This is a genomic window from Streptomyces sp. NPDC040718 (assembly GCF_055593565.1).
The window spans coordinates 279773-306038 of sequence record NZ_JBVIXO010000001.1 but is presented as its reverse complement, the minus strand read 5'-3'; the positions used below and the strand labels follow the sequence as shown (position 1 = coordinate 306038).

Here is a 26266-nt window from a genome sequence, read left to right as displayed (position 1 = left end):
GTGCCGTGTTCATTTTCCCCATGGGTTTCTCGCACCCGCTCCCCACTATTCCACCGGGTACGGGAGCCCGCATACGGGCTCCCGGTGGTCAGGCAGGCTGGGGTACGGGCGCCGGCGCAGGCAGGCGGGAGACCCGCCACCAGGCTGCCACGGCCTTGAGGGCCGAGCCCAGCGCGAGGCCCCAGGCGGCGCCCGGAGCGCCCCAGACCGCGTACCCGGCCAGCAGCAGGGCCACCGAGAGCAGGGAGAAGACCACCTGCACCGAGAGGGTGGCCCTGGGGGCCAGGACCCGCAGGGTCAGCAGGCCGCAGGTGCCCAGGGCCATCACGGCGTACTGGGCGCCCGTCGCGGGCAGCAGCTCCGCCGCCGCCGGCCAGGTGTCGCCGAGGAGTTCGCGGCCCCAGCGGTCGGGCAGGGCGTACAGGCCGCCCGCCGCGCCCGCCGCGAGGGCCGACAGGGCCAGCCCCAGTACCAGGGTGGCCCGTACGACCGCCCGCTTGCCCGCCAGCCGGCCGACGACCGGCGGGGCGAACGCGTTCGCCGAGTTGAACAGGACGTTCAAGGGGCCGAAGAGGGTGGTGGCGCCGCGCAGCGCGCCCACCGCGAGGGGGGTCGCGAAGACGCCCAGGCCGAGCACCGCGAGCTGGCTGGAGCCGTTGCCCACCGCGTACTCGACGACGAAGCGCTGCCCGAGGTGCCCCCGCCGGAGGTACGGGCCGAGGTCCGCGCTCGCCCCCTGGACGTACGGGCGGAGCAGCCACAGGCCCAGCCCCAGCGCGGGCAGTGCGGACAGCCCCCACACCAGGACCAGCCGGCCCGCGGAGACCCCCTGCGGCTGCACGGCCAGCGCCGCGACCACGCACACCAGCCGCAGCGAGTCCGCGGCCAGCGCCCGCTCGGGCACCCGCAGGGCGGAGAAGCAGTAGCGCAGCCCGTCCTGGACGAGGACCGGCGGCAGTACGAGGCCCAGCGCGAGCAGCGCCCACCCGGCGTCCCCGGGCACCGCGAGGCCCGCCAGGGCCAGTACGAGCCCGGCCGCGGCCGACGCGGCGGCCGTGAACAGCACGGAGGAGCGGCACACCGCCCCCAGCGCCTCGCCCTTCTCCAGCACCACGGTCTGGCCGACGTAGGCCATGTTGAGCCCGAGCAGCACGCTGAAGGCCACGTAGACCATCGAGAAGGCGGCGAACCCCGAAGCCGACGACAGCCGGGCGGCCAGCACCAGCACCAGGATGTTCGTGGCGCTGGAGGCGGCCTGGTCCAGGACCGAGGAGACCGCGGCGAGACCCCGCCGGCTCACCTCTGGCCCGTGCGGACCGTGCGCAGCGCCACGGTGTCGCCGCCGTCGCCCGGGGCGGGCTCCTCGGACCCGGCGCCCCCGCCGGCCGGCGGGGGTGCGTCCGGGCCGGAGCCGGCCGGGGCCGCGCCCTTGGACCCGCCGCCGCGCTTGTCGGAGGGCAGCGGGGCGTGCAGCACCGCGCCCAGCACGGTCCCGCCGGCGCCGCTGATCAGTTCGCGGATCCGGGACAGGTCGCTGCGGTGCACGGCGCGCGGGTCGCAGACCACGAGGACGCCGTCGACGCGGTCGACCAGGGCGAGCGCGTCGGCGTACGAGAGCACGGGCGGCGCGAGCACCACGACGGTGGAGTTGGGGTCGTCGGCCTCGGAGATCAGCCGGCTGGTGCGCGCGGAGGTCAGCGCACGGGGCACGTTGCGCACCCGGTCGCCGGGGATCAGGTCGAAGTCGCCGGACTCGGCGGCGTCCACCACGAGCCGCCGCCCGGCGGGCCAGTCGGAGTCGCCGGAGGCCCCGCCCGCCGCCGTGCTCCAGCGCGGCCGGTCGCCGGTGTCGGTCGGCAGCTGGCTGGCCAGCACCGGGGTGCGCAGGTCGGCCTCGATGAGCAGGACGTCCTTGCCGGTCTCGGCGAAGGAGGCGGCCAGGTTCACGGCCACCGCGGCGGCCGTCTCGCTGCTGCCGCGCGGGGCGACGACCAGCAGCCGGCGCCGGCCGGCGAACCGGGAGTCGTAGGCGAGCCGGAACGCCACCGAGCGGTACTCCTCGGCGAGTCGCGGATCGGCCTCCCCGGCCGCGAGGAGCGGGCCGCCGCCGGTCCGGTCCCGCGGCAGCCAGCCCAGTACGGGCGCGCGCAGGGACCGGGCGACGTCGCCCTCGGAGCGCGGCGCCGGGTCGAAGACCAGCCGGACCCAGGCGGCGAGGAGGCCGAGCGCCAGGCCGACGGCCGCGCCGAGCGCGAGCGACATGGGGACGCCGGGCCCGTCGGGTGCGGCGGGCGGGGCGGCGGCGCTGGTGACCCGGCCCGGGGTCATGTCCAGGGCCTGGAGCTTGGCGATGTTGCCGTTGAGGGTGTTGACCTTGTTCTGGAGGTCGGTCCGCGAGGAGAGGGAGGCGTCGCGGGCGGTACCGGCCGGCATGTTGTTGATCTGCCGGGCCACCTCGTCGAGCTGCTTGGCGACTGGGTCGCGCTGGGCCTCGTACCCCTTGACCATCGTGTCGCGGGTGACGTCGAGGGCTTCCCGCCGCTTGAGCAGGTAGGCGGCGGCCATGCCGTTGGCGCGTTTGGCGGCCTCCTTGGGGGAGGCGGCCGTGTAGGTGAAGCGCAGCACCATCGTCTGCGGCGGGTTGGTCACCTGGAGGCCGCCGCGCAGCGCCGGGAAGTCCTCGGGAGCCACGCCGAGCGTCTTCGCGGCCTGCTCGGCTATGGAGCTGGAGAGCGCGACCTGGCGTTCCGAGCCGATGTTGATGGCCTTGTCGGGGGCCAGGCTCGGGTTGAACGGGTCGTCGGTGGGCGCACGCAGCACCACGTCCGCGACGGACACGTAGGTGTCCGACGTGGAGACGCCGAGGTAGACGCCGCCCAGCAGGCCGACGGCCACGCCGGCGCCGAGGAGCCGGCGGTAGCGCAGGAGCTGCTTGAACTGGTCCCGCAGGAGATCGGGTTCGTCTTCGGCGGGGGGTGTCGCCGGGCGGTTCGTCTCGGTCACGACAGGGGACCCCCCAGTGCTTCGTCGATCAGTGCGTCGATGCGGGCCAGGCCCGCCTCGCGGCTCAGGTGGGCCGCCACGTGCACGGGCCCGGCCGCACCGAGGGCGTCCGCGCCCTCGGGGTCCTCGGCCAGGGACCGGACGGCCTTCAGCAGCGCCTCGGGGTCCTCCGGCGGTACGAGCACCCCGGCGCCGGAACGCCGTACCTCCTGCGCGGTCCCGCCCTGCGCCGCGACGGAGGCGACGACGGGCCGGCCTGCCTGGAAGTAGGAGGTGAGCTTGGACGGCACGCTCATGTCCAGTACGGCGGCGTGCTGCGTGACCGCGAGGACGTCCGCCGCGGCGAGGACGTCCGGGAACCCGCCGTCGGCGGCGGGAGGGATGATGTCCAGGTTCGGCACGTCGGCGGCCAGGCTCGCGAGGGCCGCGCGCTGGCTGCCGTCGCCCATGAGGACGAAGCGGACGTCCGGATCCAGCCGGGCGGCGCCGACGAGGACTTCGAGGCCCTGCTTGAGGCCCATGTTCCCGGAGTGCAGGACGACGGTCTGCCCGGGCGCCCAGCCCAGGTGGTGGCGGGTCTCCCCGCGCGGCTTGGTGGGCTTGGCCACGTGCGACCAGTTGGGGACGAGGCGGATCCTCTTCGGGTCCACGCCCATCGCCACGACCCGGTCCACGAACGTCTCGTGGATGACGCCGACCAGGGTGGCCCGCCTGAGGGCGTACGCCTCCGCGCGCGCGGCGATCGCGGCCGCCTTGTCCCCGCCGCTGATGCCGCTCTGTGCGGCGGCCGCGCCCATCAGGTCCTGGACGACGGGTACGAACGGCACCTTCCAGCGGGCCGCGAGCCGCGCGGCCGTCACCCCGCCGGCGAGGCTCGGCATCTGCGCCATGACCAGGTCGGGCTTCGGCATCCGGGGCGGGGCCACGGCACCGTGCAGCAGAATCGACCCTTCGAACAGGGCCCGCCTGACGGCCGTCTGACGGGGCGGCACCGTGTGCGCGCGCCGGTGCACGGTGACCCCCGCGCGCTCCTCGGTGTGCCGCAGCTTCCCCTTGTACTCCGGCTCGACCGACCAGGCCGGGTAGTGCGGCATGCCCGCCAGAACGTGCGCGTCGTGGCCGGTACTCGCCCAGTGCTCCGCGATCTGGGTGGCGTACGGGCCTATGCCCGCATGCTCCGGGGCGTAGTTGGTGGAAACCAGCAGCAGGCGCCGGTGACCGGATGTGGACACTGAACGTCCCCTTCTCCCCTGGATGATGCGCACGTCACCCTATTCGTTCACCCGACCGGTAGTGGAACGCGCACGCTATTGTCGGCTAATCCGCCGCGCCGGGGGGTGCGGCCGCTGGGGGGTAACCGATGACGGAGCGCGACATGACCGATCCTGTGCCGTCCGCGCGCAGGCCGTACCGGGTGGGCTACGCGCCCGGTGCCTACGACCTGTTCCACATAGGGCACCTCAACATCCTCCGCCACGCCCGCAGTCGGTGCGACTACCTGGTGGCCGGCGTGGTCTCGGACGAGATGGCCGAACTGGCCAAGGGGCAGCGCCCGATGATCCCGCTCGTCGAGCGGCTGGAGATCGTCCGCAGCGTCAAGTACGTCGACGCCGCCTTCGTGGAGACGGTTCCGGACAAGGTGGAGACCTGGAAGCAGGTCCGCTTCGACGTCATCTTCAAGGGCGACGACTGGCGCGGCACCCCCAAGGGGGACAAGCTGGAACGGGACTTCGCCGTCCACGGGGTCGACGTCGTCTACTTCCCCTACACCGTGCACACTTCCAGCACCCAGCTGCGCCGCGCCCTGGACGCCCTCGCCCAGCCCGTGCGCCCGCCGCTGCCGGAGCAGCTCACCGCCGAACGGCGCTGAGCTCGCGGAACCACTTCGCCAGGAAGGCCAGCAGGAACAGGGCGGCGACCGCGCCCAGGCCCGCGTAGGCCCAGCGGAACAGCGCCCCGCCGCCCAGCAGCAGGAACACCAGGCAGAACACCCCGTAGTCCACGGGGAGCAGTGCCACCGCGCGCAGTGTCGACGGGGCGGCGGCCGGACTCCCTGGCGCGGCCTTCGGCTTGAGCTTCTCGGTCAGGAGTCCGCCGAAGAAGGTGACGACGGCGGCGAACTGGAAGCCCAGCGGCACCAGCAGCCAGGCGTCCGAGCCGGTCCCGTCCCCTCCGATTCCGAACGCCTCCGGGAAGCGGTGGAAGGCGATGAGCACGCAGGAGTGCAGCGCGGTCAGCTTGGCGGCGTCCACCACGTGGTCGAGCCATTCGCCCGCCGCGCTGCCGCCGCCGCGGAGCCGGGCCAGCTGGCCGTCGGCCGAGTCGAAGGCGAAACCGACCGCGAGCGCCGCCCAGACGGCGACGCCCAGGCCCCAGGAGGGCGCGGCCAGCGCGACCGCGGCGACGGCGCCGAAGCTGAACGCGGCGCTGACCAGAGTGACCTGGTTGGGCGTCAGTCCCAGGGCGTACGAACCGGCGGCCAGGTACCGGCCGACGGGCCGGTTGACGAACCGGGAGTAGAGCGACACCCCCTTGGCCGACTTCTGGGCCGTCCGCAGTTCCCGGAGCGCGGTCCCGACTGTCCCCATGCCTGCCCCTGTCCATGTGGTCATGTGTTCGTGTGTTCACAGGAAGGGCACATCATCGCAGGGGGAACGAAAGCTTCCGCTCCGGATCTGTCTCAGCCCACCACCCGAAGCAGCAGCACCGACCGGGCCGGGACCGTCAGCGGCTCCCCGCCCCGGTGCCGGGTCCCCGGCGGAGCCTCCTGCGACTCCCGCGCGGTGTCCAGCACCAGCTCGTACGCCGCCGCCCACGGCGCCCCCGGCAGCACCCACTCCACCGGCCGGTCCCCGGCGTGCAGCAGCGCGAGGAAACTGTCGTCCGTCACCTGGCGGCCCCGCTCGTCCCGGCCCGGGATGTCCCGCCCGGACAGGTACAGGCCCACCGCGGCGGCCGGCGCGTACCAGTCCCGCTCCGTCATCTCCGCCCCCGCCGGGGTGAACCAGGCCAGGTCCCGCAGCCCGTCCGCACCCTGCGCCCGCCCCGAGAAGAACGCCCGCCGGCGCAGCACCGGATGGGCCTGGCGCAGCGAGATCAGCCGCCGGGTCAGCGCGAACAGGCCGCTCCACTCCGGGTCGGACAGCAGCGACCAGTCCACCCACCCGGTCTCGTTGTCCTGGCAGTACGCGTTGTTGTTGCCGCCCTGCGTGCGCCCGAACTCGTCGCCCGCCACCAGCATCGGCACCCCCGTCGAGAGCAGCAGCGTCGTCAGCAGGTTGCGCAGCTGCCGCCGCCGCAGCGCCCCGACCCTCGGGTCCCCGCTCTCGCCCTCGGCACCGCAGTTCCAGGACCGGTTGTCGTTCGTGCCGTCCCGGTTGGCCTCCCCGTTCGCCTCGTTGTGCTTGCGCTCGTACGACACCAGGTCGCGCAGGGTGAACCCGTCGTGGGCGGTCACGAAGTTCACCGAGGCGTACGGCCGCCGCCCGCCCCACGCGTACAGGTCGCTCGACCCCGACAGCCGGTACCCCAGGTCGCGTACGTCGGGCAGCGCGCCCCGCCAGAAATCCCGTACGGCGTCCCGGTACCGGTCGTTCCACTCCGTCCACAGCGGCGGGAACGCCCCCACCTGGTAGCCGCCCGAGCCCACGTCCCACGGCTCCGCGATCAGCTTGACCCGCCGCAGCACCGGATCCTGGGCGATCACCGCGAGGAACGGCGACAGCATGTCCACGTCGTGCATCGAGCGGGCCAGCGCCGCCGCCAGGTCGAAGCGGAAGCCGTCCACCCCCATCTCGGTCACCCAGTACCGCAGCGAGTCCGTGATCAGCCGCAGCACGTGCGGGCGCCCGGCGTGCAGGGTGTTCCCGCAGCCCGTGTAGTCGGCGTAGCGGCGCTGGTCGGACTGGAGCCGGTAGTAGCCCCGGTTGTCGACCCCGCGCAGCGACAGGGTCGGCCCCAGCTCCCCGGCCTCCGCCGTGTGGTTGTAGACCACGTCGAGGATGACCTCGATCCCCGCCGCGTGCAGGGCCTTCACCATCCGCTTGAACTCGCCGACCTGCTGCCCCGCCGTCCCGCTCGCCGAGTACCCGGCGTGCGGGGCGAAGTAGCCCACCGAGTTGTACCCCCAGTAGTTGCGCAGGCCGCGCCGCAGCAGGTGGTCCTCGTGCGCGAACTGGTGCACCGGAAGCAGCTCCACCGCCGTCACGCCCAGCGTCTTCAGGTGCTCCACCGCCGCCGGATGGGCGAGGCCCGCGTACGTGCCGCGCAGCTCCTCGGGAACACCCGGATGGCGCATCGTGAAACCGCGCACGTGCAGCTCGTAGATCACCGAATCGGCCCAGGGGGTCTTCGGCCGGACGTCGTCCGACCAGTCGTCGTCATCGTGGACGACCACGCCCTTCGGGACGAACGGGGCCGAGTCCCGGTCGTCGCGCACCGTGTCCGCGATGTACTGCTGCGGCCAGTCCCGGACGTGCCCGTACACCTCCGGCGGCAGCGAGAAGTCACCGTCGACCGCCCGCGCGTACGGGTCCAGCAGCAGTTTCGCCGGGTTGTACCGGGCGCCCGTCCAGGGGTCCCAGCGCCCGTGCACCCGGAAGCCGTACCGCTGCCCGGGTCGCACGCCCGGTACGAAGCCGTGCCAGATCTCGTGCGTCAGCTCGGTCAGGGTGCAGCGGGTCTCCGCCCCGAGGGCGTCGAACAGGCACAGCTCCACCGCCTCCGCGCCCTGCGCCCAGAGCGCGAAGTTGGTGCCCTCCGCCCCGGCCGGCCCCGCGTGGTAGCGGGCCCCCAGCGGGTGCGAGGAGCCCGGCCACACCGGTGGCGGCGGGTGCGCTGCGGCCCTTAACACCTTGGCCTGGACCCGCTCCCGTACGGCGTCCATGCCATCGACGGCCCTGCTGGCGTCGCTGGCGGCGGTATCCACCGCCTCTTGCTCGGCTGCGCTCGACACTGCCCGCCTCCACGGCTCCTGGGTACCGGCGGGGGGGAGTGCGGCCCGGCGTCCCGGCCGGGCCCGCCCCCGTCTGGTCCTTCCCACTGTTCTGCCCGGACTGTTCTGCCCGGAACGTGCCCGGCCCTCACGTTTCCCCCGGAGGGCCCCGGTCGTTGGACGGAACGTGACTCTTCTGACGAGGCGGGCAGGGGCGGGGTTGGCCGCCGTGGCGGCGTGGGCGGGCCTGCTGGGCGGGCTGGCCGGCTGCACCGAGGACGGGGGATCCCCCGTCGAGATCGAGATGCCCGGCAAACCCCGCTCCCCGGACGAGGCCATCCGGATCACCCCCGACGACAACGCCAAGGGCGTGCCGGCCGAGGGCCCGCTGCGGGTGAACGTCCCCGAGGGCCGCCTCGAACGGGTCAGGGTCACCAAGGTCGAGGACGCCCAGGAGGAGGAGGTCCCCGGCGAGATCGCCGCCGACGGCCTCAGCTGGAGCCCCGACCCCGACGCCGGACGGCTCGCGCTCGCCGCCAAGTACACCGTCGACGCGGTCGCCCTCGACGGGCACAACCGCCGCCAGGCCCGGCACACCACCTTCACGACCTACGTCCCCGAGGAGCGGTTCATCGGCTACTTCAAGCCCGAGAACCGCTCCACCGTCGGCACCGGCATGATCGTCTCCTTCAACTTCAACCGGTCGATCAAGCAGCGCGCCGACGTGGAACGGGCCATCACCATCACCTCCGACCCCGCCGTGGAGGTCGTCGGCCACTGGTTCGGCTCCGAGCGCCTCGACTTCCGGCCCAAGACCTACTGGAAGGCCGGCACCGAGGTCACCGTGAAGATGAAGCTGCGCGACATCGAGGGCGCGCCCGGCTCGTACGGCATCCAGGACAAGACCATCCGCTTCACCGTCGGCCGGTCCCAGGTCTCCACCGTCGACGCGGAGGCGCACACCATGGAGGTCCGCCGGGACGGGCAGCTGCTGTCCACCATCCCCATCAGCGCCGGGGCGCCCAAGAACACCACCTACAACGGCAAGATGGTGGTGATGGAGATGTTCGACGTCACCCGGATGAACGGCGCCACCGTCGGCTTCACCAGCGAGGACGGCAAGGGCGAGTACGACATCCCGGACGTTCCGCACGCCATGCGCCTCACCGCCTCCGGCACCTTCCTGCACGGCAACTACTGGGCCAGCCCCGACACCTTCGGCTCCACCAACACCAGCCACGGCTGCGTCGGCCTGCGCGACGACAAGGGCGGCGGCTCGGACACCCCGGCCGGCTGGTTCTTCGACCGGACGCTGGTCGGGGACGTGGTGGAGGTCGTGAACTCGCAGGACAGGACCGTCGCCCCCAACAACGGACTGGGCGGCTGGAACATGTCCTGGGCCGACTGGGTGGCGGGCTCCGCCACCGGCTGACACATCCCGGACCTCCCCGCATCCCGGGGGAGCGGTGCAATCGAGTGATTGTCGGACCGGAATGCCGTACTCGCCGAGTGTCTTCCGTCCGCCGCGCCGAAGCCCGCCCGCAGCCTGTCAGGGCCATCGGCGCGGGCGGGTGGCCGAGACAGCGGACGGAGTGTCATGTCAGCAAGGAGATGGACCCTCGGGCTGGCCGTGGGAGCGGTACTCGCCTCCGGGGCCCCCACGGCCCTCGCGGCGGGCCCCGGCACCGAACCGCCGACGACGGCGCGCACCCTGAGGGCCCCGCTGCCCGGCGGCCTCGGGCCCTGCATCCCGGGCCCCCCCGGCGAGGGCTGCCCGCCGGTCTGGCGGGATCCCAACAGCGACGGCTTCACCGGCCGGGACGCGAACGTCAACGTGTTCGTCGGCGGGGACATGCTGGTGCGTCGGGGCGCCGCCGAGGCCGAGGGCAGGGTCGTCGTCCTCGGCGACTTCGACATGAACAAGACGGCCGGCGTCTACAACGTGGGCATCGCCGGAGTCGGCTCCCGCGTCCCCCCGCCCACCGACTCGGACTTCCTGGTCACCGGCGGCGACATCACCGTCGCCCCGCGCCAGCGGCTCCTCGCCGACGGCGGCCGCGTCCACTACGCGGGCAACCTCACCGGCATCGTGACCGGCACCCTCGACCCCGACCCGAGCGCCGCCGACCCCTACACCCGCCTGCGCGGCGCGCTCACCACCGCCAGCACCTGCTACGCCCTGCCCGGGGGAGTCCCCCGCACGCCGACCGGCCGGGCGGTGTGGAGTGCTCAGGAGACCGTCTTCACCGGCGACGGCCGCTCGCCGCTCCAGGTCTTCAACGTGGACTTCGACCTCTCCGCCCATTCCGGTGAAGGGCAGCAGTCCCTGCGCTTCACCGGAATCCCGGACGACGCCACGGTCCTGGTCAACGTCACCGGGGAGAACCCCGCCCTGCGCGTCAACAACGCCTTCCTCCCCGCCGGGCTGCGCGAACGGCTGCTGTGGAACTTCCCCAACGCCGAGGCGGCCACCATCGCGGGCTCGGCGCAGCTCGGCGGCAGCGTCCTGATCGGGCCGCAGGCGTCGGTCGCCACCGTCTCGGTGATCGGCATGAACGGCCGCTTCTTCAGCGCCGGCAGCGTCACCCACACCAGCCCGACGGAGACCACCGGTCTGGGCGCCGAGTTCCACGCCTACCCCTTCAACGGCGACCTGCCCGACTGCGCACCCGTCCCGCCGGCGAGGGGCTCGGTGTCCGTCGTCAAGCACGACGAGAACGGCCGGGCCCTCGCCGGGGCGAAGTTCGAGCTGTGGAAGGAGACCAACGGCCGGGACGGCCTCCAGTACGAGGGCGCGGGCGAGCTCGACACCAAGGTCGCCGACTGCACCACCGGCGCGGACGGGATCTGTGCGCGGGAGGAGGAGCTCGGCACCTACCACTGGCGCGAGACCACCCCGCCCACCGGCTACGACCTCCCCGCGCAGCCCGTCCACACGCTGGTCCTGACGGCGGAGAACGCCGCGCGGGGAGTGCGGTGGACGGCCGTGAACACCAGGACCCCCGAGCCGCCGGACGAGAGCGCCCGGGTCGTGCTGCGGAAGGTCGACAAGGACACCGGCGAACCGCTGCCCGGCGCCCGCTTCGAGCTGTGGCGCGAGAGCAACGGCACCGACGGCCTCCAGACCCGCGAGAACCCCGACACCCTGCTCGGTGACGGCGCCTGCGTGACCGACGCACGGGGCACCTGCACGGTCGAGCTGCCGGTCGGCGAGCGCTACTACTGGCGGGAGGTCGGCCTGCCGGCGGGCTACGAGCGGCCCCGCGACCCGGTGACCGCCTTCGAGCTGGAGCGCGGTGAGACCGAGGAGTACGTCGTCGTCACCGTCCCGAACAGGAAGGCCGAAGAGGACCCGGCCGGCACCATCAAGGTGCTGAAGAAGGACGCCAAGACGAAGCGGCCGCTGCGCGGCGCGGAGTTCGAGCTGTGGCGGGAGACCGGCCGGGCCGTGGGCCTCCAGCGGAGCGGCACCGACGCCGACGAGCGGGTCGGGGACGAGTGCACCACCGGCCGGGACGGCGTCTGCGCCTTCGACGGGCTCCCGGACGGCGCGTACTACGTGGTCGAGGTGGACGTCCCCGACGGCTACGTGCTGCCGCGCGACCCGGTGACGGGTCCGCTGACCCTGGACGGGCGCACCCCGGGCCACCGGATCGCCGTCACCCTCCTCAACAAGCGGGCGCAAGACGGCCAGACCTGCCACTGCAAGGACAAGCCCGACCACGGGAAGCCCGACCACGGGAAGCCCGACCACGGGAAGCCCGACCACGGCAAGCCCGACCACGGCCGTCCCGAGGGCCCCGGCTGGAACCCCGGCGAGTGGCCCCTGGGCGGCGACCGCAAGGCCTGACAGGCCGTCCGCCCCGGCACTTGGGACGGAACGGTGACATGACTGTGCCTATTCGTAATCTCCCCATGTGATTTCCTGTCGACAAGCGCGCGACTGTCCGTGCGCGGGGGACATGGGGAGAACACGAGTGAACCTGCAGCCGATACGCGGCCGCGTCCGCACCGGCCTGCCGGCCGTTCTGCTGGGGGCGGCCCTGCTGCTGACCAGCGCGTGCAGCGGCGGCGGCAACAGCGGGGGCAGCGGCGGGGACAACGGCAAGGCCGGTGGTGGCACGGCGAAGACCGGCACCGAGGCGTCCAAGGCCGTGGTCAACGTCAAGCCGGACGACGGGTCGAAGGAAGTCGCCACCAGCGGCGTCCTGAAGATCACCAGCAGCGGGGGCAAGCTGACCACCGTGACGGTGGCCGACACCAAGGGCAACGCGGTGGAGGGCAAGCTGGCCGCCGACGGCGCGACCTGGGAGCCCGCCCGCAACCTGGCCGCCGCCACCGAGTACAAGGTGCACGCGGTCGCCAAGGACGAGGCCGGCCGGGAGTCCGCCAAGGACACCACCTTCAGCACCCTGACCCCGCAGAACACCTTCGTGGGCCACTACACGCCCGAGGACGGCTCGACCGTCGGCGTGGGCATGCCGGTGTCCATCAACTTCACCCGCGGCATCACCAACACCGAGGCCGTGGAGAAGGCCATCACGGTCACGGCCGAGCCGTCCGTGCCGGTCGAGGGCCACTGGTTCGGCAACGACCGCCTCGACTTCCGTCCCGAGAAGTACTGGGCGGCGGGCACCAAGGTCACCGTGAAGCTCGCGCTCGACGGCGTCGAGGGCCGCCCCGGCGTCTACGGCAAGCAGACCCGCACGGTCACCTTCACCGTGGGCCGCTCCCAGGTCACCACCGTCGACGCCACCTCCAAGAAGATGGAGGTCGTCCGCGACGGCCAGGTCCTCAAGACCATCCCGATCACCGCGGGCGCCCCGTCGACGACCACCTACAACGGTCAGATGGTCATCAGCGAGAAGTACAAGGTGACCCGGATGAACGGCGCCACCGTCGGCTTCGGCGGCGAGTACGACATCTCGGACGTCCCGCACGCGATGCGGCTGTCGACCTCCGGCACCTTCGTCCACGGCAACTACTGGGCCTCCTCCAGCACGTTCGGCAACGAGAACGTCAGCCACGGCTGCGTCGGCCTGGAGGACGAGCGCGGCGCCGGCGACCCGAACACCCCGGCGGCGTGGTTCTTCAACGAGTCGCTGATCGGTGACGTGGTCGTCGTGAAGAACTCCAAGGACAAGCAGATCGCCCCGGACAACGGCCTCAACGGCTGGAACATGGACTGGGCGGAGTGGATCAAGTAACCGATCCGCGTACGTGAACCGGTGGCCCGGTGCTGTGACCCACAGCACCGGGCCACTTCGCGTGCTGCGCCCTTCTGGGGGAGACCCCCAGGCCCCCTGGCCACTAACCTCCCCCGTATGACCATCTCTCTCGAAGTCTCCGAAGGCGTCGGCACCATCCTGCTGGACCGCCCGCCCATGAACGCCCTGGACATCGCCACCCAGGACCGGCTGCGCGAGCTCGCCGTGGAGGCCACGGACCGTGCCGACGTGCGCACGGTCGTCCTCTACGGCGGGGAGAAGGTGTTCGCGGCCGGCGCGGACATCAAGGAGATGCAGAACATGGACCACGCGGCCATGGTCGCCCGGTCCCGTGCGCTCCAGGACGCCTTCACCGCCGTGGCCCGCATCCCCAAGCCCGTCGTCGCCGCCATCACCGGCTACGCCCTCGGCGGCGGCTGCGAGCTCGCCCTGTGCGCCGACTACCGGATCGCCGCCGACAACGCGAAGCTCGGCCAGCCCGAGATCCTGCTCGGCCTGATCCCGGGCGCGGGCGGTACCCAGCGGCTCTCCCGGCTGATCGGCCCCTCCAAGGCCAAGGACCTGATCTTCACCGGCCGCATGGTAAAGGCCGACGAGGCCCTCGCCCTCGGCCTGGTGGACCGCGTCGTGCCCGCCGCCGAGGTGTACGAGCAGGCGCACGCATGGGCCGCCAAGCTCGCGCAGGGCCCGGCGATCGCCCTGCGCGCCGCGAAGGAGTGCGTGGACGCCGGCCTGGAGGCGGACATCGACACCGGTCTGACCATCGAACGCAACTGGTTCGCGGGCCTGTTCGCCACCGAGGACCGCGAGCGCGGGATGCGCAGCTTCGTCGAAGAGGGCCCGGGCAAGGCCAAGTTCGTATGAGCGCAGCCGTATGAGCGCAGCCGTGTGAGCGCGGCCGTGTGAGCGCGGCCGGCTGAGCGCAGCCCTGTGGGCCCAGCCGTACGGGCCGCGGCTCGAGGGAGGCATGAGCGCGGCCGCAGGGAACCCCTGCGGGTGGATTAGCCAGGCCTTAAGGCAGCCTTAAAGGGACCTGGTGATCCACTGACGGTGACCGCCGCGCAGCGCAACGTAACACCTGGTCAGGGTGGTTCATGCGGCCCTCGATTGCCTTTCGCATATGCCGGAGCACCCCCTCGGAATCCATGGTTCCGGGGGGTGTATTCCTGCGGAACGGCCCGGACGGGCGCACGGGCCGTCCATGATGGGTGCATGGCGGGCCTGGAGGGTGTGGAACAGCCGCGGCAGCGCAGCAGCGCTTCGGCCGTACGGCTCACGGCGGCGGTCGAGGACGAACAGGGCCTCAGGGCCCTGGAGTTGTACGGCAACCCGGCCGAGGCGGAAGTGACGCTGCCGTCCATGCCGGAGTCCGCGAGCACGGCCCGCCGGCTCACCCAGAGCGTGGTCATCCGCTTCTGGGGGCTGTCGCCGCAGATCTCCGAGCACGCCGTCCTGCTGGTCTCGGAGCTCGTCGGCAACGCCGTGCGCCACACCGGGGCCCGCTCCTTCGGCTTGCGGATGCTGCGGCGGCGCGGCTGGATCCGGGTGGAGGTGCGCGACCCCTCGCGCGGGCTGCCCTGCCTGATGCCGGTTCACGAGCTGGACACCACGGGCCGGGGGCTGTTCCTCGTCGACAAGCTCTCCGACCGCTGGGGCGCCGACCTGCTGCCGCGCGGCAAGATCACCTGGTTCGAGATGCGGGTCGCCGACCGCTGAGCGGCCCCGGAACGCCAGAAACCCCCTGTCGCCGAGGTGGGGCGCTGCGGGGGTTTCATGGGTGCGCCGAGGATCGGTGGGGTGTGTGATCCTCGGCGAGGGGCTTCGCTCGGGTCAATGGGAAGCCGTGGTTCCGACTATGGCAGACGAGGGCTCAAACGCCAAAAGTCCCGACTCGGACATAAGTGTGCATATCCCAAGAGTTTCCACCTAAATCCTAGGTGAGATGGGCCACTCACCTCGTAATCAACGAATAAGTATCGACCGCTCTGTGTAAATCGTTGATCACATAGCGGACAGCCGCCTTCGGGAGCCCGCCCGACGAAAGTCCCAAATTGGGTCAATCATTACCTTGAGGGTCATCCGGCTCTTAAATGGGCGGGTGCTCTGTTATCCAGACCGTCGTACGGCCCTGCGCGCCACGGCGGCGGCCGCCGCCGGCGCCCTCACCGCGGGCTGCGGAACGGGCGGAGGCCCTGCGGCGCAGGGACCCGTCCGGGCCGCCCCCGCCAAACCCGCCCGGCCGGCCGGCCGGGCGCCCGCGGCCCCGGCCCCCCGCCGCTTCCCGGGGCAGCCGGTGGAGATCGCGCACGGCCCCCGCGACCGGCCCCGGGTCGCGCTCACCTTCCACGGCAACGGGGATCCCGCCACCGCCCGCGCCGTACTCGCCGCGGCGGAGAAGGCCGGCGCGCGGGTCACCGTACTGGCCATCGGCAGCTGGCTCGACGAGCACCCCGACATGGCCCGGCGGATCCTGGACGGCGGCCACGAACTGGGCAACCACACCCAGCGCCACCTCGCGATCAACGGCATGTCCGAGGCCGCGGCCTACGCCGAGATCACCGGCTGCGCCCAGCGCCTCAAGCGGCTCACCGGCTCCATCGGCACCTGGTTCCGCCCCTCGCAGACGCAGTACGCCACCCCCCTCGTCCGGACCCTCGCCCAGCGGGCGGGCTACCCGCACGTCCTCTCGTACGACGTGGACTCCCTCGACTTCACCTCGCCCGGCGCGGCGGCCGTCATCCGCACCGTCACCGGGACGATCCGGCCCGGATCGGTGGTGAGCCTGCACTTCGGCTACGCGGACACGGTCGACGCGATGCCGCCCCTCCTCGAAGAACTCGCGCGCCGCGAACTGCGCGCGGTGACCACCACGGAGCTGCTGACCTCATGAAGACCACCCGCCTTCCCCGGAAGGCCGCCGTGCTGCTGGCCGGTCTGGTCCTCGCCGCCCTGGCCGGCTGCGGATCGGCAGACAAGGCCCCAGCCGAGGCGCTCGGCTCCAAGGGGCCCGCCAAGCCCGTCAAGGCCGTCCCGGCCGTGCCGCCGGGACTGGCCGGGATGCCCCCGCTGCTCGATCCCCACGACGTGTACGCCGCCGACCGGCCCAACAAACTGTCCCCGGTGGTCAAGGACTTCCCGTCCCGGGTCTACGTGCCGAACACCAACTCCAACACGGTGTCCGTCATCGACCCGGCCACGTACAAGGTCATCGACACCATCCCGGTGGGCGTCCAGCCGCAGCACGTGGTGCCCTCCTGGGACATGAAGACCCTCTGGGTCAACAACAACCGCGGCCACACGCTCACGCCGATCAACCCGGCCACCGGCGAGGCCGGCAAGCCCGTCGAGGTGCACGACCCGTACAACCTGTACTTCACGCCCAACGGCAAGTACGCCGTCGTGATGGCCTCCATGGACCGCGAGCTGGTCTTCCGCGACCCCCACACCATGGACCGCGTGAAGACCGTCCCCGTCACCTGCTTCGGCGTCAACCACGCCGACTTCTCGGCGGACGGCCGCTACTTCATCGTCTCCTGCGAGTTCTCCGGCGAGCTGCTCAAGGTCGACACCGAGAAGATGGAGGTCATCGGCCAGCAGAAGCTGCCCTTCGAGGGCGCCATGCCGCAGGACGTGAAGATCTCCCCGGACGGGAAGACCTTCTACGTCGCCGACATGATGGCGCACGGCATGTGGGTGCTCAGCGGGGACAAGTTCGACGTCCCCAAGCTGCTGCCCACCGGCAAGGGGTGCCACGGCCTGTACGTCGGCCGCGACTCCAGGGAGATGTACGTCTCCAACCGGGGCGAGGGCAGCATCTCGGTCTTCGACTTCAAGGAGAACCGCCTCACCAAGAAGTGGCAGCTGCCCGACGGCGGCAGCCCCGACATGGGCGGGGTCTCCGCCGACGGCCAGGTGCTGTGGCTCTCCGGCCGCTACAACTCCGAGGTCTACGCGATCGACACCGTCACCGGCAAGCAGCTGGCCCGCATCCCGGTCGGCGGCGGCCCCCACGGCCTGGCCGTGTACCCGCAGCCCGGCCGCTACTCCCTCGGCCACACCGGCATCTTCCGGTAGGCCCGGTCCGCGCGCCGTCCGGGACGCGACGGTGCCCCGGGAGCTCGCACAGCTCCCGGGGCACCGTCGCCGCACCGAACCGGACCCGCGGCAGCCCCCCGCGCCCCGGGCCGCTACCCTGAGCCGGTCAACAAGCACCGAGAAGGGGTGGACCCAGTGGCTGACATCGAGAGCGCACGGGCGACGTTCGACAAGTTCGACGTGAACGGTGACGGCTTCGTCACGGCCGACGAGTACAGCGCGGCCATGAAGGCGATGGGTGACCACTTCGTCACCGCCGCGGTCGCGGACTCCGTGATCGCCGCCAAGGACAGCGACGGCGACAAGCTGATGAGCTTCGACGAGTTCTGGGCCTCCCTGAACAAGTAGGCGCGTCCGCCTCCGCCCCGCCCGCCGGGGCGGGGGCGCGTCAGGCCCCGCCCTCCGGCGCCCGCTCCCGCGCCGGACCCTCCGCCCCGGACAGGGCCTCCACCTCGGACAAGGCCTCCTCCAGCCAGCTCAGCCAGAAGCCCTCCAGGGCGATGCCGCCGTGCAGCACGAGCCGGCGCAGCCGGTCCGCGGCCGCGTCCCGACCCGGCGGGAAGTCCTTCGCCTCGATGGCCTCGTACGTGGCCAACTGCGCCCGGTGCAGCTCCAGATGGCGTCTCAGTTCCGGCCCCAGCCGCTGCGGCCCGACCACCGCCGCCGCGCGGATCCGCAGCAGCAGCGCGTCCCGCGCCGGCTTCGGGTCCTGGCTCTCGTCCACCCAGCGCGCCAGCTCCGCGCGGCCGTCGGGCAGCACCTCGTACTCCTTCTTCTGCCCGCGCACGGGCACCCCGCTGGGCAGCGCCCGGATCAGCCCCGCCTCCTCCAGCCGCCCCAGCTCCCGGTAGATCTGCTGGTGCGTCGAGGACCAGAAGTAGCCGATCGACTTGTCGAACCGCCGGGTCAGCTCCAGCCCCGACGAGGGCTTCTCCAGCAGGGCGGTGAGGATGGCGTGCGGCAGCGACATGCCGCCATCGTAGGTCGCCCCGCTGCGGGTGATCGCCCCCCGGGCTCAGCCCAGCGCCGCGAGCTCCTCCGGGGTCCGCGGCCCCGGGGCCCCGCCCGCCAGCATCCCCCGGGCCCGCAGGAACGCGCCCACCACCGGGGCCCAGGCCGACCGAAGCCCCGCGGACGCGAGCAGCTCCGGGTCCGACAGCAGCTCGGCGGCGCGCCCCGTGCGGATCCCCGACGGGGTCAGTACGGCCGCGTCGTCGGCCCAGCGGACCGCGAGGTCCACGTCGTGGGTGGCCATGACCACCGTGGTGCCGGCCGCGCGCAGGCCCGCGAGGACGTCCAGGAGGCGTTCCTGCCCGTCCGGGTCGAGCCCGGCCGTGGGCTCGTCCAGGATCAGCACCCGGGGGGCCATCGCCACCGCGCCCGCGATCGCGGCGCGCTTGCGCTGCCCGTACGACAGCAGGTGCGTCGGGCGGTCCCGCAGCGCTGTGATGTCCAGCGCGGCCAGAGCGGCGTCCACCCGCTCGCGGACCTCCGCCGCCGGCAGCCCCAGGTTCATCGGGCCGAAGGACACGTCCTGCTCCACGGAGGCCGCGAAGAGCTGGTCGTCCGGGTCCTGCACCACCAGCTGCACCGAGGTGCGCAGCCGGACCAGGCCCTTGCGGTCGTACGCCACCTCCGTGCCGCCGAGCCGCAGCGCCCCCGAGCCGGGCCGCAGGCCCCCGCTGAGCAGCCGCATCAGCGTCGTCTTGCCGCTGCCGTTGCGGCCCAGCAGCACCAGCGCGCGGCCCTCCGCGATGCCGAAGTCCACCCCGGACAGCACGGCCGGGCCGTCCTCGTACGCGTAACCCGCGCCGACCAGCTCCACCAACGGGGTCACAGCCACAGCTCCTTCAGTACGAGGGTCCCCGCGACCAGGGCGGCCAGCAGGGCGGCGGACCCCGTCAGGAACCGCCAGGACAGCGCCGCGTCGGGTACGAGCACCCGCAGCGCGCCGTCGTAACCGCGCCCAGCCAGCCCCTCCTGGAGCCGGGCCGCGCGGTCGAAGGCCCGGACGAACGAGGTCGCCGCGAGCCCGGCCAGCGAACGCCACACCGCCGCCCGGCCCGTCTGCCCGAGCCGGGCCGCCTGGGCGCGCCGGACCCGCGCCATCGAGTCCAGCAGCAGGAAGCCGATCCGGTACATCACCAGGGCCACGTCCACCACGGGCGCCGGCACCCCGGCCCGCACCAGCCGGGGCAGCACGTCCGAGACCGGGGTCGTGAAGGCGAACAGCAGCACCCCGAGCGAGGCCGCCGAGGTGCGCAGCAGCAGCTCCGCCGCGTGCCGGGGCCCGTCCGGGGCCAGGGCGAGGAACCCGTCCGGGCCGCCCACCGAAACCAGCAGCGGCAGCGCCCCGGTCACGCAGAAGCCCAGCGGGACCCGGAAGGCCCGCCACAGCTGCCGCCCGGCCACCCCGGCCGGCCCGAGCAGTACGGCCAGGGTCGCGGCGGCCACCAGCGGCCCGCCCGGCCAGGGCGGCAGGCACACGGCGGTGACGGTCAGCCCGAGGCCCAGCAGGGCCTTCTCCAGCGGGTGGCGGCCCCGCCAGCGGCTGGAGTGGGCCGCCACGTCGATCGGCAGCACCGCCTACGACTCCGGGGTGGAGCGGGGCTTCGCGGCGTCGGCGGTCCCGGCGCCCTCCGTGGTCTCGGACCCGGCCTGCGCGAGGGCCTGCGCCGCGCCCTGGCGGCGGCCCTTGCGGACGCCGAAGTAGTAGGCGAGCACGCCCGCGCCCAGCGCCGCCTGGAGGGCGAACAGCGCGGACTCGACCTCGCCCGAGGGAGGTTCGTACAACGGGGAGAACCAGGGCTCGTAGTCGGGCTCCAGCTCGGTGATGGCCGCTTCGGCCTGCGCGTCGGCGCCGGCGAAGGGCTCCTCCTTGTCATCGCCGAGCCCCAGCGCGAGGGGGAGCACGGCCAGTGCCGCCACCAGGAGCAGCAGCAGGGTGTTGATCTTCGCGTTCCTCGTCATCAGAGGGCCGCCTCCTGCCGGGCCTGCTTGCCGCCGGTCAGCTTCGCGACCCCGAGCCGTACCAGGTCCGACTTGCTGGACTGCATCAGCAGCCGCATCACGAGCACCGTCAGCAGGCCCTCGCTGATCGCGAGGGGGATCTGGGTGAGGGCGAAGATGCCGGCGAACTTCTCCAGGGAGCCCAGGAAGCCGCTCGCCGGATCGGGGAAGGCCAGGGCCAGCTGGACGGAGGTCACGCAGTAGGTGACGAGGTCGGCGAAGAACGCGCCGAAGAAGACGGTCACCATCAGCGGCAGGTCGAACTTCCGCAGCAGCCGGTAGACCCCGTAGCCCGCCCAGGGTCCGGCGACGGCCATCGAGAACACGTTGGCGCCCAGTGTGGTGAGCCCGCCGTGGGCCAGCAGCAGTGCCTGGAAGAGGAGGGTGATCGTGCCGAGCACCGCCATGATCGGCGGCCGGAACAGGATGGCCCCGAGCCCCGTCCCCGTCGGGTGCGAACAACTGCCCGTCACGGAAGGGATCTTCAGGGCGGACAGGACGAACGTGAACGCACCGGACGCCCCGAGCAGGAGCGTGCTCTCCGGGGTCGACTTCACCTCGCGGGTCAGCGCGCGGACCCCGTGGACGACGAAGGGGGCGGACGCGGCGCCCCAGGCGGCCGCGTGCAAGGGGGGCAGGAACCCCTCGGCTATATGCATGGGTTGGGAGACCTCTCCAGCACCTCGTGGATGGACGACGCGCCCCGGCCGGTCTCCTGGCTCACGGGTACTGATGCCCTGGCTCCGCCTTCCCGGGCCCATGCGGTTTCCCGCGCGGGCCCAGTGGCTTCCCGCGGTGGGGGCACCTCCCGGACGGAGTCTGGGGGAGAGTGGAGCCGGACTTCCCGATCACAGTGGCGAGGGCCGCACCGGTCTTCCACCGGTTTCCCGAACACCAAGGCCAGATGACCCTAGTCGCACGCACGGACCGTCACAACCCGGACCGATCCGGCCACCGGCCCGTCCGCCCGCCCCGCCGCGCACCCGGACGGGCCAGGCCCACTGGCCGGCCCGCCGGGCGCCCGGCACGGTGGAGGGCATGGCCGCCGACGACAGCCCCCGGTACGAGGACCTCTCCGCCGTCTACGTCAACTGCACCCTCAAACGCTCTCCCGAGACCAGCAACACCGAGGGACTGATCGCGCGGAGCCGGGCCGTCATGGAATCGGCCGGGGCCCGCACCTCGCTGATCCGCGCCGTCGACCACGACATCGCCACCGGGGTCTGGCCGGACATGACCGACCACGGATGGGAGAGCGACCAGTGGCCGGTCCTCTACAGCCAGATCATGGACGCCGACATCCTGGTGCTGTGCGGCCCGATCTGGCTCGGGGACAACAGCTCCGTGATGAAGCAGGTCATCGAGCGGCTGTACGCCTGCTCCTCGCTGCTGAACGAGCAGGGCCAGTACGCCTACTACGGGCGCGTCGGCGGAGCGCTGATCACGGGGAACGAGGACGGCGTCAAGCACTGCGCCATGAACATCCTCTACAGCCTCCAGCACCTCGGCTACGCCGTGCCGCCCCAGGCCGACGCGGGCTGGATCGGCGAGGCCGGCCCCGGCCCCTCCTACCTGGACCCGGGATCGGGCGGTCCCGAGAACGACTTCACCAACCGGAACACCACCTTCATGTCGTGGAACCTGATGCACCTGGCCGCGCTCCTCAAACGCGCCGGCGGCATGCCGGCCCACGGCAACCAGCGCTCCCTGTGGGACGCCGGCTGCCGCTTCGACTTCCCCAACCCCGAACACCGCTAGGTCCCGTCCTCCGGATCACGCCGGGCCCGTCTCCGCCAGCGCCGACTCCAGCCGTGCCAGCAGCGGCCGTGCGTTCATCCTCCGGCAGTCCTCCACCGCCCCCTCCAGCAGCGCCCGCGCCTCCGCGGGCCGCCCGGCCGCCAGCAGGGCCTCCGCCAGCGGGGGCACCGCCAGCGCCCGCACCAGCGTCTGGCCCGAGCGGCGGCCCAGCGCATCCGCCGCCCGCAGCTCCCGCAGCGCCTCCGCCGTGTCCCCGCGCGCCAGCGCGATCCGGCCCAGCCCGATCAGCGCCGCGCACTGGCCCGCCAGGTCGCCCGAACCCCGCGTGTGCCGCAGCACCCGCGCGAAGCCCTCCGCCGCCTCCTCCAGGCGCCCCTCCACCCGCAGCGCCTCCGAGACCCAGCGCAGCATGCACATGCGGGGCCAGGCCGCCCCGCCCAGCTCGGCCACCGCCAGCGCTCGGCGCAGCTCCCGCAGGGCCCCGCGGGTGTCCCCGCGCGCCAGCAGCACCTGGCCGATGCCGCGCAGGGCGTGCGCCTGGCCGTAGCGGTCGCCGGCCGCCTCGAAGACCGCCGCGCCCCGGCGGCAGCGGGACTCCGCCTCGTCGAAGCGCCCCTGGAGCCGGTCGAGGTACGAGAGCACCCAGCCCGCGTAGGCGGCTCCGTGCGCGTCCCCGAGCTCCTCGAACAGCGCCTCACCGGCCGTCACCGTCTCCCGGGCCGGCCCCCACTCCTCCCGGCAGGCCCGCAGCCGGCCCAGCCCGACCAGCATCAGGGCCTCACCGGTCCGGTCCCCGGCCGCGCGGGCCGCTGCCAGGCCCGCCTCCTGCACCGCCTGCCAGCCGGCCAGATCGCTGCGCAGGTCGAACACGTACTCCCCGGCCGCCGCGAGCTCCCACGCGGCACCCGGATCCACCCGCACGGCCTGCCGGACGGTGGCGACCAGGGACTCCCGCTCGGCCCCGAGCCAGCGCACCGGCTCGGCCCGCGGCCCCGCCAGCAGCGCCGGATCGGTGACCCGCGCGGCGGTCCGGGCCAGCCCCGGGTAGTCCAGGCCCTGGTGCGCCCGCCGGGCCTCCCGCACCAGGGCCGTCCAGCAGGAGAGCACCCGGCGCACGGCCTCCCCGGCCCCGCCCAGCTCCCGCCCGAAGGCCCGCACCAGGTCGTGCATCCGGTAGCGGTGGCCGCCCGCCTCGTCCCGGCCGGCCACCTCCAGCAGGTGCGCCGCGACCAGCGCGTCCAGGGCAGCCTCGGCGGCGCCCGCCGGCCCGCCCAGTACCGCGGCCGCCGTCCACGCCGCGTGGTCCGGTGCGTCCAGCGCCGCGAGCCCGCGCAGCAGGGCGCGGGCCCCCGCCGGCAGGGCGCGGTAGCTCAGCCGCAGTCCGGCCCGGACCCCGTCCAGCACGTCCAGGCGGGCCCGTTCGTCCTCCAGGCGTGCCGCCAGCGAGGCCAGGTCCCGGTGCGGGAGCGCCGCCAGTTCCGCCCCCACCACGCGCAGCGCCAGCGGCAGCCGCCCGCACAGCCGCACCAGGTCCCGGGCGGCCCCCGGCTCCGCCGCCACCCGCCCGGCCCCGGCGGCGGAGGCGAGCAGCCCGAGGGCGGTGGGCTCGTCCAGCAGCGGGAGCACCAGGGCGACCCGCGGGCCGGGCCCGGCCGGCCGGCGCCGGCCCGTGACCAGCGCGGCCGACCGGCCGGCCCCGGGCAGCAGCGGCCCGACCTGCTGCTCCCCGGCCGCGTTGTCCAGCACCACCAGCACCCGGCGGCCCGCGAGGAGGCTCCGGTACAGGCCCGCGCGCTCCTGCGGGTCGGCGGGCACGGCCGGGCCGTCGACGCCCAGGGCGCGCAGGAACCCGGCCAGCACCTCGGCCGGGTCGGCGGCGGCCGCCGGGTCCGCGCCGCGCAGGTCCACGTACAGCTGCCCGTCGGGGAACTCCCCGCTCAGGGAGTGCGCCACCCGCAGCGCGAGCGCGGTCTTGCCGACCCCGGGCGGCCCGCTCACCACGCACACCCCGCCGTCGCGCAGGCCCCGCGCGAGCGCCCCGGCCTCCTCCTCCCGCCCCGCGAAGCCCGCCACGGCGGCGGGCAGCTGCGCGGGCGCCGCCCCCGGCCCGGCGGCGGCCGGGGGCGACGGGGACGCCGGGGTGCGGGGCGCCACCGCGTCGGCGAGCACCGCCGCGTGCAGGGCGCGCAGCCGCGGCCCGGGGTCCAGGCCGGTCCCGGCGGCGAGGCCGCGGCGGGCCCGGGAGTAGGCCGCCAGGGCCTCGCCGCGCCGCCCCGAGCGGTACAGCGCCAGCATGAGCAGCTCCACCAGGCGCTCCCGCCCGGGGTGCTCGGCCGCCAGCGCCGCCAGCTCCGTGCACACCCGGGCGTGCCGGCCCAGCTCCAGGTCCGCCGCCAAGGCCCGCTCGACGCAGTCCAGCCGCTCCTGCGCCAGCCGCGCGGCGGCCGCCTCGAAGACCCGGCCGCGCAGCCCGGCCAGCGCCACCGGCCCCCGCCACAGGTCCAGCGCCAGCCCGAGCAGCCGGCGCGCCTCGGCCGGCCCGCCGGCGGCCTCCGCGGCCGCGCCCAGCCGCGCGAACTCCCGTACGTCCACCAGGGCCTGCCCCGGCTCCAGCACGAACCCGGCCTCCGTGCGCAGCACCGGCACCCCCAGCCGGCGCAGCGCGGCCGCCACGTTCTGCAGCTGCTCCCGGGCCGTGGCCGGCGGGTCCTCCCAGACCGCCGCCGCCAGTCCGTGGGCCGGCACCACCCGCCCCGCCTCCAGCGCGAGCGCGGCCAGCACCCGCCGGCTGCGCGGCCCGCCCAGCTCCAACGGCCTTCCCGCGCGGGTGACGTGGACCGGGCCGAGCAGGGTGAAGACCAGGGGCATCGCGGACTCCGCAGTGGGCCGTGGCGGACGGGTGGCCGGCGGATGGGACGCCGGTGGCCGCCGATCGTACGGTCTGGCGACCCCGACGGAGCAGGGGTGGCGTCCGTTCCGCTTCGGCTCCCCGGCCGGTTCCGGCCCGCCGGGCGCGCCCCGCTCCCCGACCCGTGTGAGAGGACCCCCGCATGCGTACCCGCACGTGCGCCGCAGCGGTGCTGAGCACCGCGCTCCTCGCCCTGGCCGGGCTGACCGCCCCCGAGGCGACGGCCGCGCCCTCCGCCCCCTCGGGCCCCGCCGTCGCCGTCGCCATGGGCGACAGCTTCATCTCCGGCGAGGGCGGCCGCTGGCTCGGCAACACCGACCGCTACGAGGGCGCCCGCAACGGCACCGACCGTGCCTGGACCGGGGGCTCGGCCTACGACCCGGCCCGGGTGTACGGGGCCACGGCCGCGGTCGGCGGCTGCCACCGGTCCGACGTGTCCGAGATCGACACCGCCCCGCTGCCCGGCATCGAGGAGCGGATCAACCTGGCCTGTTCCGGTGCCGAGACCGTCCACGTCCTCGGCGCCGCCGCCGGCGGGCAGCCGTACCACGGGGAGGCCCCGCAGACGGACCGGCTGGCCGAGATCGCGCGGACCAGGAACGTCAGGCTCATCGCCCTGTCCGTCGGCGGCAACGACCTCGGCTTCGGGCAGATCATCGGGGACTGCGCGTACGACTGGTACTTCGGGCGGCTCTGCTGGAAGAAGCAGGCGCCCGTCGTCGAGCAGAAGCTCCCGCAGGTGCAGGCCCGGGTCACGGCCGTGGTCGACGGCATCCGGGCGGCGATGCGCGGCGCCGGTTACGCCGACGGCGACTACCGGCTGGTCCTGCAGTCCTACCCGTCCCCGATCCCCGGCGGGGAGTCCTTCCGGCTGCCGCAGGGAGACTCGGACCGGATGTTCAAGGACGGCTGCCCCTTCAACGACCGGGACGCGGACTGGGCCGCGTACACCCTCGTCCCGCGGATCGGGGACATGGTGAAGGCGGTCGCCGGGGCCCGCGGCACCGACTACCTGGACCTCCGCGACGCCCTCGCCGGGCACGAGGTGTGCTCGCTGGGCGTGGAACAGGTGGGCCGGGGCGGGCCCGACCCCCGGCGGCACGAGTGGTTCCGCTTCCTGGACTACGCGAACACCCAGGGCACCCTGGAGGAGTCCATGCACCCCAACGCCCACGGGCAGCGGGCGATGGCCGCCTGTCTCGGCCTGGTGGGCGCGGCCGCGCCCGGCCGCTGGTCCTGCACCCAGGACTGGTTCGGCAACGGCGACCCGAGCCGGATGCGGATCCGCCCCGCGGGCTGACCGCCGGCGGGGCCGGGGGCGTGCGAAGCCCC

General features: G+C 73.8%; 22 protein-coding genes and 1 riboswitch. Of the genes, 11 read left to right on the top strand and 11 right to left on the bottom strand.

Features of this window, described 5'->3' with window-relative positions:
* Positions 1-88: 88 nt before the first annotated feature.
* The 3 genes from ACZ597_RS01370 to ACZ597_RS01360 are packed head-to-tail and all read right to left on the bottom strand — an operon-like array spanning position 89 to position 4205.
* Positions 89-1300 (bottom strand): MATE family efflux transporter, encoded by a 1212-nt coding sequence (locus ACZ597_RS01370; protein ID WP_471323426.1) that lies wholly within the window; start codon positions 1298-1300, stop codon positions 89-91.
* On the bottom strand, positions 1297-3003 hold the full coding sequence (locus ACZ597_RS01365) for a lipopolysaccharide biosynthesis protein (RefSeq protein WP_471323423.1): 1707 nt from the start codon (positions 3001-3003) through the stop codon (positions 1297-1299). The genes ACZ597_RS01370 and ACZ597_RS01365 overlap by 4 nt, the downstream gene beginning before the upstream one ends.
* Entirely contained in the window at positions 3000-4205 is a 1206-nt protein-coding gene (locus tag ACZ597_RS01360; RefSeq protein ID WP_471325071.1) for a glycosyltransferase, read from the bottom strand. The genes ACZ597_RS01365 and ACZ597_RS01360 overlap by 4 nt, the downstream gene beginning before the upstream one ends.
* Positions 4206-4378: 173 nt before the next feature.
* On the opposite strand from ACZ597_RS01360, the gene ACZ597_RS01355 reads away from it, so the two are divergent.
* Positions 4379-4873 carry an FAD synthase family protein gene (locus ACZ597_RS01355; protein ID WP_471323421.1) on the top strand — a complete coding sequence of 165 codons (495 nt, stop codon included), beginning with the start codon at positions 4379-4381 and terminating at the stop codon, positions 4871-4873.
* Here ACZ597_RS01355 and ACZ597_RS01350 read toward each other — a convergent pair.
* Both ACZ597_RS01350 and glgX read right to left on the bottom strand, forming a co-directional pair.
* Positions 4854-5591 (bottom strand): CDP-alcohol phosphatidyltransferase family protein, encoded by a 738-nt coding sequence (locus ACZ597_RS01350; protein ID WP_471323418.1) that lies wholly within the window; start codon positions 5589-5591, stop codon positions 4854-4856. The two genes, ACZ597_RS01355 and ACZ597_RS01350, sit on opposite strands and share 20 nt — an antisense overlap.
* A gap of 92 nt (positions 5592-5683) precedes the next feature.
* Positions 5684-7888 (bottom strand): glycogen debranching protein GlgX, encoded by a 2205-nt coding sequence (gene glgX / locus ACZ597_RS01345; RefSeq protein ID WP_471325068.1) that lies wholly within the window; start codon positions 7886-7888, stop codon positions 5684-5686.
* A 244-nt stretch (positions 7889-8132) separates the two neighbouring features.
* Here glgX and ACZ597_RS01340 point away from each other — a divergent pair, with 244 nt between their 5' ends.
* The 8 genes from ACZ597_RS01340 (at position 8133) to ACZ597_RS01305 (ending at position 17607) form a co-directional block, all read left to right on the top strand.
* A complete protein-coding gene (locus tag ACZ597_RS01340; protein WP_471325066.1) occupies positions 8133-9368 on the top strand; it encodes a L,D-transpeptidase in 1236 nt (411 codons plus the stop codon).
* A 165-nt stretch (positions 9369-9533) separates the two neighbouring features.
* Positions 9534-11786: a choice-of-anchor A family protein gene (locus ACZ597_RS01335; RefSeq protein WP_471323415.1), complete on the top strand. Its 2253-nt coding sequence runs from the start codon at positions 9534-9536 to the stop codon at positions 11784-11786.
* Positions 11787-11898: 112 nt separating this feature from the next.
* Positions 11899-13143: a L,D-transpeptidase gene (locus ACZ597_RS01330; RefSeq protein WP_471323413.1), complete on the top strand. Its 1245-nt coding sequence runs from the start codon at positions 11899-11901 to the stop codon at positions 13141-13143.
* 117 nt (positions 13144-13260) lie between these two features.
* Entirely contained in the window at positions 13261-14028 is a 768-nt protein-coding gene (locus tag ACZ597_RS01325) for an enoyl-CoA hydratase/isomerase family protein (RefSeq protein ID WP_471323410.1), read from the top strand.
* 243 nt (positions 14029-14271) lie between these two features.
* A complete protein-coding gene (locus tag ACZ597_RS01320) occupies positions 14272-14880 on the top strand; it encodes an ATP-binding protein (protein ID WP_471323408.1) in 609 nt (202 codons plus the stop codon).
* A 382-nt stretch (positions 14881-15262) separates the two neighbouring features.
* Positions 15263-16054, top strand: a complete 792-nt coding sequence (locus ACZ597_RS01315; RefSeq protein ID WP_471323405.1) for a polysaccharide deacetylase family protein — start codon at positions 15263-15265, stop codon at positions 16052-16054.
* Complete coding sequence (locus tag ACZ597_RS01310) at positions 16051-17238, top strand: YncE family protein (protein WP_471323402.1); 1188 nt, start codon at positions 16051-16053, stop codon at positions 17236-17238. The genes ACZ597_RS01315 and ACZ597_RS01310 overlap by 4 nt, the downstream gene beginning before the upstream one ends.
* A gap of 156 nt (positions 17239-17394) precedes the next feature.
* Entirely contained in the window at positions 17395-17607 is a 213-nt protein-coding gene (locus ACZ597_RS01305; protein WP_471323399.1) for an EF-hand domain-containing protein, read from the top strand.
* 40 nt (positions 17608-17647) lie between these two features.
* On the opposite strand, the gene ACZ597_RS01300 is transcribed toward ACZ597_RS01305, so the two are convergent.
* From ACZ597_RS01300 to ACZ597_RS01280, 5 genes are read right to left on the bottom strand one after another with little or no spacing between them, the layout of a single operon-like run.
* Complete coding sequence (locus ACZ597_RS01300; protein ID WP_471323396.1) at positions 17648-18229, bottom strand: PadR family transcriptional regulator; 582 nt, start codon at positions 18227-18229, stop codon at positions 17648-17650.
* A gap of 45 nt (positions 18230-18274) precedes the next feature.
* The gene (locus tag ACZ597_RS01295) at positions 18275-19102 is read right to left on the bottom strand and encodes an energy-coupling factor ABC transporter ATP-binding protein (RefSeq protein ID WP_471323394.1); all 828 of its coding nucleotides are present in this window, start codon (positions 19100-19102) and stop codon (positions 18275-18277) included.
* Complete coding sequence (gene cbiQ / locus ACZ597_RS01290; protein ID WP_471323391.1) at positions 19093-19842, bottom strand: cobalt ECF transporter T component CbiQ; 750 nt, start codon at positions 19840-19842, stop codon at positions 19093-19095. The genes ACZ597_RS01295 and cbiQ overlap by 10 nt, the downstream gene beginning before the upstream one ends.
* A 3-nt stretch (positions 19843-19845) precedes the next feature.
* Positions 19846-20229 carry an energy-coupling factor ABC transporter substrate-binding protein gene (locus ACZ597_RS01285; protein ID WP_471323388.1) on the bottom strand — a complete coding sequence of 128 codons (384 nt, stop codon included), beginning with the start codon at positions 20227-20229 and terminating at the stop codon, positions 19846-19848.
* A complete protein-coding gene (locus ACZ597_RS01280; RefSeq protein WP_471323385.1) occupies positions 20229-20927 on the bottom strand; it encodes an energy-coupling factor ABC transporter permease in 699 nt (232 codons plus the stop codon). Before ACZ597_RS01280 ends, ACZ597_RS01285 begins: the two co-directional genes overlap by 1 nt.
* A 29-nt stretch (positions 20928-20956) precedes the next feature.
* A riboswitch (cobalamin riboswitch) is annotated at positions 20957-21182 on the bottom strand.
* A gap of 124 nt (positions 21183-21306) precedes the next feature.
* Between ACZ597_RS01280 and ACZ597_RS01275 the strand changes: the two genes are divergently transcribed.
* Complete coding sequence (locus tag ACZ597_RS01275) at positions 21307-22026, top strand: flavodoxin family protein (protein WP_471323382.1); 720 nt, start codon at positions 21307-21309, stop codon at positions 22024-22026.
* A 15-nt stretch (positions 22027-22041) separates the two neighbouring features.
* Here ACZ597_RS01275 and ACZ597_RS01270 read toward each other — a convergent pair whose 3' ends face one another.
* Positions 22042-24894, bottom strand: coding sequence for a BTAD domain-containing putative transcriptional regulator (locus ACZ597_RS01270; RefSeq protein WP_471323379.1), 2853 nt, complete (start codon positions 24892-24894; stop codon positions 22042-22044).
* Positions 24895-25076: 182 nt separating this feature from the next.
* On the opposite strand from ACZ597_RS01270, the gene ACZ597_RS01265 reads away from it, so the two are divergent.
* The gene (locus ACZ597_RS01265) at positions 25077-26234 is read left to right on the top strand and encodes an SGNH/GDSL hydrolase family protein (RefSeq protein ID WP_471323376.1); all 1158 of its coding nucleotides are present in this window, start codon (positions 25077-25079) and stop codon (positions 26232-26234) included.
* Positions 26235-26266 lie beyond the last annotated feature (32 nt).